At 60.9% G+C, this 13176-nt stretch carries 12 protein-coding genes and 1 pseudogene; 6 read left to right on the top strand and 7 right to left on the bottom strand.

All coding sequences use genetic code 11. The features are described 5' to 3' along the window. Positions 1-9: 9 nt before the first annotated feature. A pseudogene (locus ACIGEK_RS18685) lies at positions 10-786 on the bottom strand (YdcF family protein). A 27-nt stretch (positions 787-813) separates the two neighbouring features. Beyond that, positions 814-1257, bottom strand: a complete 444-nt coding sequence (locus ACIGEK_RS18680; protein ID WP_397494752.1) for a hypothetical protein — start codon at positions 1255-1257, stop codon at positions 814-816. A gap of 207 nt (positions 1258-1464) precedes the next feature. Here ACIGEK_RS18680 and leuS point away from each other — a divergent pair, with 207 nt between their 5' ends. The 6 genes from leuS (at position 1465) to lipA (ending at position 8785) form a co-directional block, all read left to right on the top strand. Further along, positions 1465-4077, top strand: coding sequence for a leucine--tRNA ligase (gene leuS, locus ACIGEK_RS18675; RefSeq protein ID WP_397494751.1), 2613 nt, complete (start codon positions 1465-1467; stop codon positions 4075-4077). Between the two features lie 71 nt (positions 4078-4148). Then, complete coding sequence (gene lptE / locus ACIGEK_RS18670) at positions 4149-4760, top strand: LPS assembly lipoprotein LptE (protein WP_397494750.1); 612 nt, start codon at positions 4149-4151, stop codon at positions 4758-4760. A 39-nt stretch (positions 4761-4799) separates the two neighbouring features. Next, positions 4800-5834: a DNA polymerase III subunit delta gene (gene holA / locus ACIGEK_RS18665; RefSeq protein WP_397494749.1), complete on the top strand. Its 1035-nt coding sequence runs from the start codon at positions 4800-4802 to the stop codon at positions 5832-5834. 225 nt (positions 5835-6059) lie between these two features. After that, on the top strand, positions 6060-6218 hold the full coding sequence (gene arfA, locus ACIGEK_RS18660) for an alternative ribosome rescue factor ArfA (RefSeq protein WP_397494748.1): 159 nt from the start codon (positions 6060-6062) through the stop codon (positions 6216-6218). Between the two features lie 72 nt (positions 6219-6290). Beyond that, positions 6291-7574, top strand: coding sequence for a lytic murein transglycosylase (locus ACIGEK_RS18655; RefSeq protein WP_397494747.1), 1284 nt, complete (start codon positions 6291-6293; stop codon positions 7572-7574). Positions 7575-7732: 158 nt separating this feature from the next. Beyond that, entirely contained in the window at positions 7733-8785 is a 1053-nt protein-coding gene (gene lipA, locus ACIGEK_RS18650) for a lipoyl synthase (protein ID WP_397494746.1), read from the top strand. A 64-nt stretch (positions 8786-8849) separates the two neighbouring features. Here the strand turns inward: lipA and lipB are convergent, their stop codons facing one another. The 5 genes from lipB to mltB all read right to left on the bottom strand — a co-directional run bounded on the left by lipB (position 8850) and on the right by mltB (position 13164). Further along, positions 8850-9503 carry a lipoyl(octanoyl) transferase LipB gene (lipB, locus tag ACIGEK_RS18645; RefSeq protein WP_397494745.1) on the bottom strand — a complete coding sequence of 218 codons (654 nt, stop codon included), beginning with the start codon at positions 9501-9503 and terminating at the stop codon, positions 8850-8852. Then, positions 9503-9778, bottom strand: a complete 276-nt coding sequence (locus ACIGEK_RS18640) for a DUF493 domain-containing protein (RefSeq protein WP_397494744.1) — start codon at positions 9776-9778, stop codon at positions 9503-9505. The genes lipB and ACIGEK_RS18640 overlap by 1 nt, the downstream gene beginning before the upstream one ends. Positions 9779-9851: 73 nt before the next feature. Continuing rightward, complete coding sequence (locus ACIGEK_RS18635) at positions 9852-11027, bottom strand: D-alanyl-D-alanine carboxypeptidase family protein (RefSeq protein ID WP_397494743.1); 1176 nt, start codon at positions 11025-11027, stop codon at positions 9852-9854. Between the two features lie 122 nt (positions 11028-11149). Then, positions 11150-12154, bottom strand: coding sequence for a septal ring lytic transglycosylase RlpA family protein (locus ACIGEK_RS18630; protein WP_397494742.1), 1005 nt, complete (start codon positions 12152-12154; stop codon positions 11150-11152). Further along, complete coding sequence (mltB, locus tag ACIGEK_RS18625) at positions 12154-13164, bottom strand: lytic murein transglycosylase B (RefSeq protein ID WP_397494898.1); 1011 nt, start codon at positions 13162-13164, stop codon at positions 12154-12156. Before mltB ends, ACIGEK_RS18630 begins: the two co-directional genes overlap by 1 nt. Between the last annotated feature and the right edge of the window lie 12 nt (positions 13165-13176).

Below are 13176 nucleotides of genomic sequence, written 5' to 3'. Positions count from 1 at the left end.
AGCCGGTGCTTATTCCTGCACCGGCGCCAGGTAGAACAACCGATAAGCCAACAGCCCCACGGCCTCGTTAAGCAGCAAGCCGTTCTGCCAGACCGCCTTGCTTTCCGGCAACCAGCCACCGGCAGGGCGGCCATTGGGCGTGCAGAGAAAGCCCATCGGTGCGCTGACCACCTGCAGACCCACCTGTTCGAAACTCCAGCGCGACCTGGGCATATGCCAGGCCTGGGTCACCAGTACCACGCGAGTAACTCCCTCCTGCTTAAGCAGCTCAGCGCTGTGGGTCGCATTCTCCTAGGTGGTGCGACTCACGCCCTCCTGCCAACGCACCGGCACGTCGTAATCGCGCGCCAGCACTTCGGCCATCAATGCCGCCTCACTGGGGGGGACGCCATAGTGCAACCCGCCACTGGTTAGCAGCGGCAAACCCGAGGCTTTGGCCAGAGGCGCAGCGAAACGCACCCGCTCCAACGCCATCAGGCTGGGTTGATCAGCGCCCCAGCCGGGATCAGCCAGCTCACGCCCGCCACCCAGAACCACAATCACATCAGCTTGCCGAGCCAAATCAGCCCATTGCCGCTCATTTAAGGCCCGCTCGGTTTCCAGCATTCGCGCCGAACACTCAACCACCACCGGCAGACTAAACAGCCACATACCACCAAGCCTGACAACCAGGCAGCCCGCAGCCAACCGTGGGAAACGCCGACGTAGCCACCAGGCGGCCAGCAGCAAAAGCAGAAACAGGCCTGGCGGCAAGAAGAACTGTTTGAGGATGTAGCGAATCGGCATTGGGCACCTCCATGGGTGCGCGCAAGCCTACCGATGATTGCTCGCCCGAAACAACTGCGAGCCACAGGCCTTACAGGCCTGCACGCCATTGCCGGACTGCCAGCCGGCCAGGGTGCCGCACAGTGCGCAGCACAGCTGTAAACGGCGTTTGAGCAGCGGTTTGATCTTGCCGGGCAGAGCGGCGGTGGGTTTGTGGCCGGTGCGGCCGACCTTGCGTGAGCTGGGTAGCTGCTCGATCTGCGCCATTTCCTGCGCGGCTGCATGCCAGCCGCGCAGCCAGTCCAGGTCACGATCCAGGTAGGCGCGAATCAGCTCCATTTCCGCGGCTGTCAGGCCGCGCAGCTCCAGCTCCAGCGGTGGTTGCGCAGACAACGCACTCACGCTGTCTGCCTCATCCAACGCCATGGCAAGGCGCTGCAGCAGCCGCTCATAGAGCCCGCCCCCCGCTGCACCACGCCGAAACTCCGCCATCCTTCACCTCGCCCCGAAGCAGGCTGCTGCTCCATATAACAAGCTTAGCGTTCGCGCTTTAACCGGCAGTGCCTCGCGACAAACGGCGCGGCTGGCTGGCGTGGCCCGCTGGGCTGGCGCGCGGCGCAATCAGGGTTTCCCTGAATAAGCGGGGCTCATGTATGCTACGGCGTTTTCCGCAAGCCCTTATTCCCAGCGCCGGTAACCATGCAAGAACAGTACTCGCCCCGTGAAATCGAAGCCGCCGCGCAGTCCCATTGGGACGCGCAGAAATCCTTTGTAGTGAGCGAACAGCCGGGCAAGGAGACCTTCTACTGCCTGTCGATGTTCCCCTACCCGAGCGGCAAGCTGCACATGGGCCATGTGCGCAACTACACCATCGGTGACGTGATCACCCGCTACCAGCGCATGCAGGGCAAGAATGTACTGCAGCCAATGGGCTGGGACGCTTTCGGCATGCCGGCGGAAAACGCCGCGATGAAGAACAAGGTCGCACCGGCCAAGTGGACCTACGAAAACATCGAATACATGAAGACCCAGCTCAAGTCGCTGGGTCTGGCTGTGGACTGGACCCGCGAAGTCACCACCTGTAAGCCGGATTACTACCGTTGGGAACAGTGGCTGTTCACCCGCCTGTTTGAAAAAGGCGTGATTTACCGTAAAAACGGCAGCGTCAACTGGGACCCGGTGGATCAGACCGTACTGGCCAACGAGCAGGTTATCGACGGCCGCGGCTGGCGCTCCGGCGCGCTGATCGAAAAGCGCGAAATCCCCATGTACTACTTCAAGATCACCGCTTACGCGGAAGAGCTGCTGAGTAGCCTGGACGAATTGGATGGCTGGCCGGAACAGGTCAAGACCATGCAGCGCAACTGGATCGGCAAGAGCTTTGGCGCCGATGTAGCGTTTGATTACGACCGAGCCAGCGTCGGTATCGACGGCCAGCTCAAGGTCTACACCACCCGCCCCGACACCCTGATGGGCGCGACTTATGTCGCCGTTGCCGCCGAGCACCCGCTGTCGCAGCGCGCTGCCGAAAGCAACCCAGCCATCGCCGCCTTTATCGCCGAATGCAAAGCCGGCTCTGTGGCCGAGGCCGATATGGCCACCATGGAAAAGAAAGGCGCAGCCACCGGCCAGTTCGTGATTCACCCACTGAGCGGCGACAAGCTGCCAGTGTTCGTCGCCAACTACGTGCTATGGGGCTACGGCGAAGGCGCGGTCATGGCTGTACCAGCGCACGATGAGCGCGATTTCGAATTCGCCACTAAATATGGCCTACCCATCACTCAGGTCTATACCGGCGAAGGCAAGGATTACGACGCCAGCCAATGGCAAGACTGGTATGGCGACAAAACCGGGCTGACCACGATCAACTCGGGCAAGTACGACAATCTCGACTTCAGCGCAGCCTTCGACGCTATCGTTGCTGACCTGGAAGCCAATGAGCATGGCGCGCGCAAGACCCAGTTCCGCCTGCGCGACTGGGGCATCAGCCGTCAGCGTTACTGGGGCTGCCCGATCCCAATCATTCATTGCGACAACTGTGGCGACGTACCGGTGCCGGAAGACCAGCTGCCGGTTGTGCTGCCAGAAGACGTAGTGCCCGATGGCGCCGGCAGCCCATTGGCGCGCATGCCAGAATTCTACGAGTGCAGCTGCCCGAAATGCGGCGCACCGGCCAAGCGCGAAACCGACACCATGGACACCTTTGTCGAGTCGTCCTGGTATTACGCGCGTTACGCCTCGCCGCATTACACCGGTGGCATGGTCGACCCTGCTGCAGCCAACCACTGGCTGCCGGTGGACCAGTACATCGGAGGTATCGAACACGCGATTTTGCACCTGCTGTATGCGCGCTTCTTCCACAAGCTGATGCGTGACGAAGGTCTTGTAAGCTCCAATGAGCCATTCAAGAACCTGCTGACCCAGGGCATGGTGGTGGCGGACACCTACTACCGCACCCTGGATAACGGCGGCAAAGACTGGTTCAACCCAGCCGATGTCGAGCTGGAGCGTGACAGCAAAGCCAAGGTCATCAGCGCCAAGCTTAAAAGCGATGGTTTACCGGTGGAAATCGGCGGCACCGAGAAGATGTCCAAGTCGAAGAACAACGGTGTCGACCCCCAGTCGATGATCGATCAGTTCGGCGCCGACACCTGCCGCCTGTTTATGATGTTCGCCTCGCCGCCTGACATGAGCTGCGAATGGTCTGACGCCGGTGTTGAAGGCGCCAATCGCTTCCTGCGTCGCGTCTGGCGCCTGGCGCAGAACCACGTCAACCAGGGCATCGCCGGCGCACTCGATCTGGCCAGCCTGGATGACGAGCAGAAAGCTGTGCGCCGAGCCATTCATCTGGCGATCAAACAGTCGAGCTTCGATATTGGCCAGCACCACAAATTCAACACCGCTATCGCCCAGGTGATGACGCTGATGAACGTGCTGGAGAAAGCGGCACAAACAACAGCTCAGGACCGTGCCCTGCTGCAAGAAGGCATGGAGGCCGTGGCCCTGCTGCTGGCACCGATCACACCGCACATCAGCCATCAGCTGTGGCAGGAACTGGGCCATGACGAATCGATCATCGATGCATCCTGGCCGCAGGTAGATGAATCTGCCCTGGTACAGGACAGCCTGACGCTGGTGATCCAGGTCAACGGCAAGCTGCGCGGGCAGATTGAAGTGCCGGCCAGCGCCAGCCGCGAAGATGTCGAAGCCAGCGCCCGCAGCAACGAGAACGTGCTGCGCTTTACCGAAGGCCTGAGCATTCGTAAGGTCATCGTGGTGCCAGGCAAACTGGTCAACATTGTGGCCAACTGACTAGCCGCCAACTGATTAAGCTCGGCGCGACCGCACACGGCGCGCCGCAAGACACGCCAAGGGGATAAAAGATGATCAAACGGAATCTGTTGGTAATTGGCCTGGCTACCCTGCTCAGCGCTTGCGGCTTCCAGCTGCGCGGCACCGGTGACGTACAGTTCGCCCTCAAGGAACTGGATCTCAGCGCGCGCAACGCCTATGGCGAAACCGTCAACGAAGTGCGCGACGTGTTGCAGAACAACGACGTCAAGGTCTACCCAGGTGCGCAGTACCGTCTGGTATTGAGCAACGAACAAGAAAACCGCCGTGCTGCCAGCTTTACCAGCTCGGCCCGTACTGCCGAGTACGAACTGACCAAGACTCTGGAATATGAGATCCGTGGCAGCAAAGACCTGCTGTTGATCAGCGACAAAATAGAAGCCCAGAGTTTCTACACCCAGGACAGTAACAACCTGATTGGTGGTGACCAGGAAGCCGCGCAGATCCGTCAGGAAATGAACCGCGAAATGATCCAGCAACTGATCCAACGCCTGCAGCAGATCAGCCCTGCGCAACTGGACCAACTGCAGCAAACCGCAGAAGCCAAGGCCCAAGCCGAAGCCGACGCACTGGAAGCCGCTCGCCAGCAACAGGCTGCGCAACCGCAGCAGTCGCCGATCGAGCTGCCGATTCCCGCCCAGTAAGCTCGCCGGGCCGCGCAAGCGGCCCGGCTCTGCGCCGCCATGAAGCTTAATTCCGCACAACTCGGCAAACACCTGCAGGGCAACCTGAGCCCGGTGTATGTGGTCAGTGGCGATGAGCCGCTGCTCTGCCAGGAAGCCACCGACGCCATTCGCGCCGCAACCCGCCAGCAGGGCTTCAGCGAACGCCAGGTGTTCAACGCCGACAACAACTTCGACTGGGGCAACCTGCTGCAAGCCGGTGCCAGCCTGTCGCTGTTTGCCGACAAACGCCTGCTGGAACTACGCCTGCCAAATGGCAAACCCGGCGACAAGGGCGCTGTAGCGCTGCTCGAATACCTCGCCCGCCCCGCCGAAGACACGGTACTGCTGATCAGCCTGCCAAAACTCGATGGCAGCGCGCAGAAAACCAAATGGGGCAAGGCGCTGATCGAGGGCGCGCAGACGCAGTTCGTGCAGATTTGGCCGGTCGATGCCAACCAGCTGCCGCAGTGGATTCGCCAGCGCCTCGCACAGTCTGGCCTCAGCGCCAGCGCCGAAGCGGTGGACATGATTGCCGTGCGCGTCGAAGGCAACCTGCTCGCCGCCGCCCAGGAAATTGAAAAACTCAAACTGCTTGCCGAAGGCACGCAGATCGACGTCGATACCGTGCATGCCTCGGTCGCTGACAGCGCACGCTTTGATGTGTTCGGCCTGATCGATGCCGCCCTCAATGGCGAAGCCGCCCACGCCCTGCGCATGCTCGAAGGGCTGCGCGGTGAAGGCGTTGAACCGCCGGTGATTCTCTGGGCCCTGGCCCGGGAAGTCCGCCTACTGGCCACCATCGCCCAACAATACAGCCAGGGCACACCTCTGGAAAAAGCCTTCAGCTCCGCCCGCCCACCGGTCTGGGACAAGCGCCGCCCGCTGGTCAGCAAAGCCCTGCAACGCCTCTCCGCCGCCCGCTGGGCCGCACTGCTGCAGGATGCCCAGCAGATCGACGCGCAAATCAAAGGCCAGGCGAGCGGAGATCCCTGGAGCGGCCTGAGCCTGCTGACCCTGAGCATCTGCGGCCAACGCCTAGGCCTAATCCGCTAGCAGGCAGTTGAAAAACCACCTGCGTTGCCATCGCGGCGTTAGAAACAGGCTCGGAATGCGCATGTACAACTCGTACATTCCGCTTCCTCGCCTGTTTTTCCTTGCGCTAGCTGCCTCGCCAACGTTTCTCAACGGCCTGTAACCACCCAGGCTCTGGACTTTTTACCGAGCGCGGATCATGCTTCGCCCGCCTGCGACGTGCAGGTCTTTTGCCGAGGAAACGTCATGGCGAAGAAAGCCAAACACGGCCCCAACAAGGCCAAATCCCTGATAGCCCAGCCACTGTTTCGCTCACGTCAGGAAACGCCCAGCAAGGGCAAAGGTAGCTACCGCCGCGAAGCCTCCCAGCAAAACTGGGAGGCTTCATCCGTTCTGGCCGCCTGAAAAGCCCGCCACAGCCCGCATACCGCCTCAATCATGCTAAGGTTACGGCCTGCAAAATGTGCCGAGACCACCATGCCTTACCTGCTTCTTCGGGGCCTGTCCCATAGCGCTACCGCCTGCTTACTGTTGCTTCTGACTGCCTGCGCCGAAACGCCGGCCCAGCCGCTTGCAGCCGCGCCAGTCACGACCATCACAGCACCTGCCAGTCCAACCGTCAGTATTGCCAGCAGCCCAGCCCCGTTACTCAGCTTCGATGAATGGCGCATGCTGCTGCGTAGCGATGCCATCGCCGCCGGTATCGACGCCGAACTGTTCGACCGCACATTCGCCGGCATCACGCTGGACCCCAGGGTCGTCATCTCCGACAACAGCCAGCCGGAGTTCACTCGCCCGGTGTGGGACTACATCGACGGCGCTGTTTCCGTCTCGCGTATCGCCCAGGGCCGCCTGCTCAAGGCGCAGCATCGGCCAACCCTGAAGGCTATCCGCAGCGCCTATGCCGTGGACCATGAAGTGCTGATCGCGATCTGGGGCATGGAAAGCAATTACGGCAGCAATATCGGCAGCCATAACGTCATCCGTTCCCTTGCCACCCTGGCCTACGATGGCCGCCGCCAGGTGTTCTGGCGCAGCCAGTTGCTGGCCGCGCTGCAGATCCTGCAAGCCGGAGATGCCCCCGCGCAGGGGCTGATCGGTTCGTGGGCCGGCGCTATGGGGCAAACCCAATTTATGCCGACCACATTCAATCAGCACGCCGTCGACTTTGATGGTGATGGCCGCCGCGACCTGTGGACGTCAACCCCCGACGCACTCGCTTCTGCCGCGCATTACCTGCACACGTCAGGTTGGGAAAACGGCCAACCATGGGGCTTTGAAGTGAGCCTGCCGCAGGGCTTCGATTACGCCCTGGCAGACCCAGAAGTGCGCCGCAGCTTGGCGCAGTGGCGCATTCTCGGTATCAATCCGGTCAGAGACATTGATGCCAATGAGCAAAGCCAGGCCACACTGTTTCTACCTGCCGGCCATCGTGGCCCAGCCTTTCTGCTGCTGAACAACTTCCGCAGCATCCTCAAGTACAACAACTCCACCGCTTACGCCCTGGCTATCGGCCTGCTGAGTGATGCGCTGGACGGTAACTCAGGGGTGCAAGCCGCCTGGCCGCGCAACGACCGCCAACTGGGACGCAGCGAGCGCATCGAGCTGCAAGAGTTGCTGGCCAGCAAAGGCTACGAGCCAGGCCCGGCGGACGGCATCATCGGTGCCAACACGCGCAAGGCCGTACGTGCCTTTCAGCAATCCCGGGGGCAGCCTGCCGATGGCTACCCCAGCTATGAGCTGCTGCAACAACTCAGATAAGTAATCGCGCAGCGCACCAACGCTGCGCGCCGGCCCTCCTCTGTGGACGCCAGAACCGCACGGCGCCCGCCGGACTGAACAGTCAGCTTCTGTGATAAGCTGCGCGGCGGCCACAAGCCGCCTCGTCCACGGAGCCTCTAGCGGAGCCCAGATTGCCGATGTCCGATACCTCCCCGCCTAAAACCGTCGCCAGTGGCGAAAAATTCCGTACCACCCAAGGCATCACCGCGATCAAGGACGGGCAAAAGCGCCGCGCCTCCAGTGAGCCTCAGGTGTTCGAGCCAAAACCCAAGTGGCTACGAGTCAAGGCGCCTGGCGGTAGCCGCTTTGAGGCGGTCAAGCGCAACGTCAGCGAACACCGCCTGAGCACTGTATGCCAGGAGTCCCACTGCCCGAACATGGGTGAATGCTGGTCCAACGGCACTGCCACCATCATGCTGATGGGTTCGGTATGCACCCGCGCCTGCCGCTTCTGCGCGGTAGATACCGGCAACCCGAACGGCTGGCTGGACCTGGAAGAGCCGCAGAACACCGCCAAGTCGGTGGAGTTGATGGCGCTGCGCTATATCGTGCTGACCTCTGTGGATCGCGACGACCTGGATGACGGCGGCGCCAGCCACTATGCAGCCTGTGTACGGGCGATCAAGGAAAACACACCGCACGTAGTGGTCGAGGCCCTGACTCCGGACTTCGATGGCGACCTGCAGGCCATCGAGCGCGTGGTGGATTCCGGCCTTGAGGTGTTCGCGCAGAACGTCGAGACGGTCAAACGCCTGACCCATGAAGTGCGCGACCCGCGTGCCGGCTACGAGAAGACCCTATGCACACTGGAACACGCCAAGCGCCATCATCCGGACGTACTGACCAAAACCAGCCTGATGCTCGGCCTGGGCGAGACCGACGAAGAGATTATCCAGACCATGGATGACCTGCGCGCCATTGGCGTCGATATCCTCACCCTCGGCCAATACCTGCAGCCAACCCGCAACCACCTGACAGTCAAGCGCTGGGTCACCCCGGAAGAGTTCAATCGTTTCCGTGAAATTGGTCTGCAGAAGGGCTTTATGGAAGTCGCCGCCGGCCCGCTGGTACGCTCCAGCTACCGCGCCGACAAGGTGTTCGAGAAGAACAACCTGGGCCTGGCCGCTCCGGTGCCCGTGCCGGGCCAACAACTAGATAACAGCCTGATTCCTGCCCTCAATCTAAACTGATTGAGCCACACAACGCCTGCCCCTGGGCTTTGCCTGGGGCCAGGCGTTTGTTTTTTGCCCCGTTCTAGCAGTCTATTGCGCCAGTCAGGGTCTGCTGCTGCGCGTAGTCGAGGTGCTTGACCAGCTGCTCACGCAACCGCGCGCTGACCTCGGACAGCGCTATCGGCCCCGTCACCTGATCGGCTAACTGGGTCATGGCCATGCCGGCATAACCACAGGGGTTAATGCGCTGGAACGGCTGCAGATCCATATCCACATTCAGCGCCAGGCCATGGAAGCTGCGACCATTGCGGATACGCAGGCCTAGCGAGGCGATCTTCGCGCCATTCACATACACACCCGGGGCATCCGGCTTTGCATTGGCGCTGACACCATAGCTGGCAAGCAAATCGATCAGGCTGCGCTCAATCCGGCTGACTAGCTCACGTACACCGATACCACTGCGGCGCACGTCAAGCAGCAGGTAAGCCACCAGCTGGCCGGGGCCGTGATAGGTGACCTGGCCGCCACGATCGACCTGCACCACCGGAATATCACCCGGAAACAGCACATGCTCGGCTTTGCCGGCCTGGCCCTGGGTAAATACCGGAGAGTGCTCAAGCAGCCAAATTTCGTCTGGCGTCTCCATATCGCGCGTTTCGGTAAAGCGCTGCATCGCATGCCAGGTAGGCTGATAGTCGACCTGGCCCAGCTCACGAAAGCCGAGCGGCAAGCTCATCAGAGCACCATGTGCACGATACCGGTCGCGCGCAGGGCGCTATTGATATCGCGTAGCTGATCTTCGCTGGTGGCTTCGATATGCAGCTGCACGGTGGTGTACTTGCCGTTGCTGCTCTGGCGCTCGGCCAGGGTGCTGAGATCGACCTTGGCATGCTGGCTAAGGATCTCGACCACCGTGCTCTTGTAGTCGGCACCACTGTCGCCAACCACCTTGATCGGGTAGTCAGCGCAGGGAAATTCGATTTTGTGCGATTTGACGTCTGGTTGAGTCATGGCAGTAACGGCCTCGTAAGCCGTGGCAACAACAACGCCCCTGCGGGTCAGCAGAGGCGCGCTGGTCACGCTATCAGTTGAATAATCCGAAGAAGAACAGGCTGATGCTATCCCACAGGCGGCGGAAGAAACTACCTTCTTCAACAGCCTCAAGGGCAATCAGATCGGCGCTGTGCACCACTTCTTCACCCAGTTTCACCTCAACCTTGCCGATCACATCACCCTGAGCAATTGGGGCGGTGAGCTGCGGGTTGAGGATCATGCCTGCTTGCAGTTTTTCCAGCTGGCCCTTCGGCAGGGTCAAGCTCAGATCAGCGCCAAGGCCGGCTTTGACCTGACGCACAGTGCCTTTCCACACCTGAGCCTGAGCCAGTTCCTGGCCTTTTTTGTAGAAGGTGCGGGTTTCGAAGAAGCGGAAGCCATAGGTCAGCAGCTTCTGGGTTTCGGCAGCACGGGCCGACTCGCTGACGGTACCGAATACCGAGGTGATCATCCGCGCGCCATCACGTACAGCAGAAGCCACCAAGCAGTAACCCGCCTCGGCGGTGTGACCGGTTTTCAAGCCATCAACGGTCTTGTCACGCCACAACAGCAGGTTGCGATTGCCCTGCTTGATGTTGTTCCAGAGAAACTCTTTCTGCGCGTAAATCGCGTAGTGTTCCTGGTCTTCATTGATGATGGCGCGAGCCAGGATGGCCATATCATGGGCACTCGAGTAGTGCTCCGCGTGCGGCAGACCTGTGGCATTCATAAAGTGGCTGTTGCTCATACCCAGACGCGCAGCAGTTTCGTTCATCATGTCGGCGAAGGCATCTTCGCTGCCAGCGATGTACTCGGCCAGGGCGATACTGGCGTCATTGCCGGACTGAATGATCACACCGTGCAGCAGGTCATCGACACTAGCCTGGCTGTTCAGCGGCAGGAACATGGTCGAACCGCCGGAGGCAGCGCCACCGGTACGCCAGGCGTGTTCGCTGACCGGCACCATATCCTGCGTGCCAATCTTGCCCTTGCGAATTTCCAAGGTGGCGATGTAGGCGGTCATCAGTTTAGTCAGGCTGGCCGGCGGCAGGCGCTGGTCACCGTTGTTCTCCACCAGCACCTTACCGCTGGCGGCATCCAACAGCACATAGGATTTGGCAGCCAACTGCGGCGCAGAAGGAATTACTTGTTCATTGGCCCAGACAGCCGGGGCGCTAAGCAGGGAAAGTGACAGGAAAACGCGTTGCGCAAAGCTGGTGATATTCATCCGTCTCTCTAGATTGCTGATGGTCGAACAGGCCCAGTGGGCATAAGTTGCTAATCCCTCCGGCCAACCGTGGCTGGCCGGAGTTGTTTGTTTAGTCCTGCAGAAGAACCAGAAGTGCCCTGTCAGTCTGCCTTGACCAGGGTTGGCTCACCAAGATTGGCCAGGCGCACGCTGCTCTGCAGCTGCTCAGCCTCGCTCTGGCTGCTCAAAGGTCCCAGACGCACGCGGTGCAATATCTGCTGGTTGCGCACCACTGAGCTGACGAACACTGGCGCAGCCACCGTCTCGCTCAGCTTCGATCTGAGGAGTTCCGCAGCGTCCGGATTGGCGAAGGCGCCCACTTGGAGATACAGGCCAGAGGCTCCGGCTAAAGCGTTTTTTTTTGCGTCAATCTGCACGGGGAGCACCGCGGCAGCATGCTGCTGCGGTGGCGGCGAATACTGTTCCACCGCTTGCGCCATAGGCTGCGCAACTGGCTGAGCCTGAGCAACTTGCTGCGGCGCAGCCAATACCATTGGCACTGGACGGCCCTGCTGAGCCCACCACTCGTGCGGGTCGATGCCTTCAACCTTGACCCGCGCAGTACCGTTTTCGGCATAACCAAGCTTCTTCGCCGCTGCGAAGGACAGGTCGATAATCCGATCGGAATAGAACGGGCCGCGGTCGTTGACCCGCACAATGGCACTCTTGCCGTTGTCCAGGTTGGTCACGCGCACATAGCTGGGCAGCGGCAGAGTCTTGTGAGCAGCCGTCATGCCATACAGATCGTAAGTTTCACCGTTGGCAGTGGCCTGACCATGAAACTTGGTGCCATACCAGGATGCGGGGCCAACAGCCTGATAGCGACGGGCATCCGGAATCGGGTAGTACTGCTTGCCGAACACGGTATACGGGCTGGCTTTGACCGGGCCGTAATGCGGCATCGGCACCGCATCGGGAATCCGCGACACGTCGACATCCCACCAAGGCGCGCCATCTTTGTGTGGACGATTGAAATCACCCGGTCCGGAAATCGCGCCACCCTGCTGCACTGGCGCAACCGGTTGCGGCGCACGGGTCGACGAGCAGCTCGCCAGCAGCAGCGCCAAGCTGCCATAGGCAGCCAATTTAAAAGGCAAACGCGACATCAGTTCTTACCCCGTGCATCCACCAGCAACTCAGCCAGCTGATTGACTGCCATGGCATACATCACACTGCGATTGTAGCGGGTGATGACAAAGAAGTTAGGCAAGCCCAGCCAGTGCTCGGCACCAGCAGCACCTTCCAGACGGAAGGCGGTTACCGGTAAGTCGTCAGCAAGCGGATCGGCACTGCTCCAGCCCAGCGCACGCAGCTCAGCGACATTCTTCTCTGGGTCCAGGCCCATGCTCAGGCCTTGTTCGGCCTGCGCGCCCTTGATGGTGGCGGCGCTGACCACCGGTTGCCCGGGCTGCCAGTGGTGGCGCTTGAAATAACTGGCCACACTGCCGATAGCATCGGTCGGGTTGTTCCAGATATTGATATGACCGTCGCCGTCGAAATCCACGGCGTAGGCGCGAAAGCTGCTCGGCATAAACTGCGGCAAGCCCATGGCTCCGGCGTAGGAGCCGGTCATGCTCAGCGGCGCAACCTGTTCTTCACGGGTCAGCAGGAGGAATTCGCGCAGTTCCTTGCGGAAGAATGGCGCACGCGCTGGGTAATCAAAGGCCAGAGTCGACAGCGCATCCATCACCCGCCAGCTGCCGGTATTGCCGCCGTAGAAGGTTTCCACCCCAATGATCGCCACGATCACCTGAGCCGGCACGCCGTACTCAGCCTCCGCGCGAGCCAGGGTTTCCTCGTGCCGCTTCCAGAACTCGACACCTTTGCTGATGCGCTTGTCGCTGATAAAGATTGGCCGGTAATCCTTCCACGGTTTGGCTTTTTCGGCAGGGCGCGAAATGGCATCCAGAATCGCCTGTTTGCGCTCGACCTGAGCGAACAGCTCGACCAGTTGCTCACCAGCAAAGCCATAATCACGGGTCATTTCGGCAACGAACTCGGCCACCTGGGGTGACTGCGGGTAGTCTCCGGCAGACGCCGGCTGAACCACCCCGCACACCCCGACCAGAGCCAGCCAAGGTGCAGTACGTACCATCCAACCACGCGCGTTTTGCATTGAATTCATAAT

The sequence above is a fragment of the Pseudomonas sp. NPDC079086 genome (assembly GCF_044542155.1).
In the GTDB taxonomy this organism is placed as follows: Bacteria; Pseudomonadota; Gammaproteobacteria; order Pseudomonadales; family Pseudomonadaceae; genus Aquipseudomonas.
This window is presented reverse-complemented; position numbering and strand designations above follow the sequence as displayed.

Excerpts from the sequence above, each read along its gene's own strand:
- ACIGEK_RS18655 (WP_397494747.1), top strand. The coding sequence starts at position 6,291 with ATGCCTTACCTGCTTCTTCGGGGCCTGTCCCATAGCGCTACCGCCTGC.
- lipB (WP_397494745.1), bottom strand. The coding sequence starts at position 9,503 with ATGAGCTTGCCGCTCGGCTTTCGTGAGCTGGGCCAGGTCGACTATCAG.
- ACIGEK_RS18630 (WP_397494742.1), bottom strand. The coding sequence starts at position 12,154 with ATGTCGCGTTTGCCTTTTAAATTGGCTGCCTATGGCAGCTTGGCGCTG.
- lptE (WP_397494750.1), top strand. The coding sequence starts at position 4,149 with ATGATCAAACGGAATCTGTTGGTAATTGGCCTGGCTACCCTGCTCAGC.
- leuS (WP_397494751.1), top strand. The coding sequence starts at position 1,465 with ATGCAAGAACAGTACTCGCCCCGTGAAATCGAAGCCGCCGCGCAGTCC.
- ACIGEK_RS18680 (WP_397494752.1), bottom strand. The coding sequence starts at position 1,257 with ATGGCGGAGTTTCGGCGTGGTGCAGCGGGGGGCGGGCTCTATGAGCGG.
- mltB (WP_397494898.1), bottom strand. The coding sequence starts at position 13,164 with ATGCAAAACGCGCGTGGTTGGATGGTACGTACTGCACCTTGGCTGGCT.
- holA (WP_397494749.1), top strand. The coding sequence starts at position 4,800 with ATGAAGCTTAATTCCGCACAACTCGGCAAACACCTGCAGGGCAACCTG.
- ACIGEK_RS18640 (WP_397494744.1), bottom strand. The coding sequence starts at position 9,778 with ATGACTCAACCAGACGTCAAATCGCACAAAATCGAATTTCCCTGCGCT.
- ACIGEK_RS18635 (WP_397494743.1), bottom strand. The coding sequence starts at position 11,027 with ATGAATATCACCAGCTTTGCGCAACGCGTTTTCCTGTCACTTTCCCTG.
- arfA (WP_397494748.1), top strand. The coding sequence starts at position 6,060 with ATGGCGAAGAAAGCCAAACACGGCCCCAACAAGGCCAAATCCCTGATA.
- lipA (WP_397494746.1), top strand. The coding sequence starts at position 7,733 with ATGTCCGATACCTCCCCGCCTAAAACCGTCGCCAGTGGCGAAAAATTC.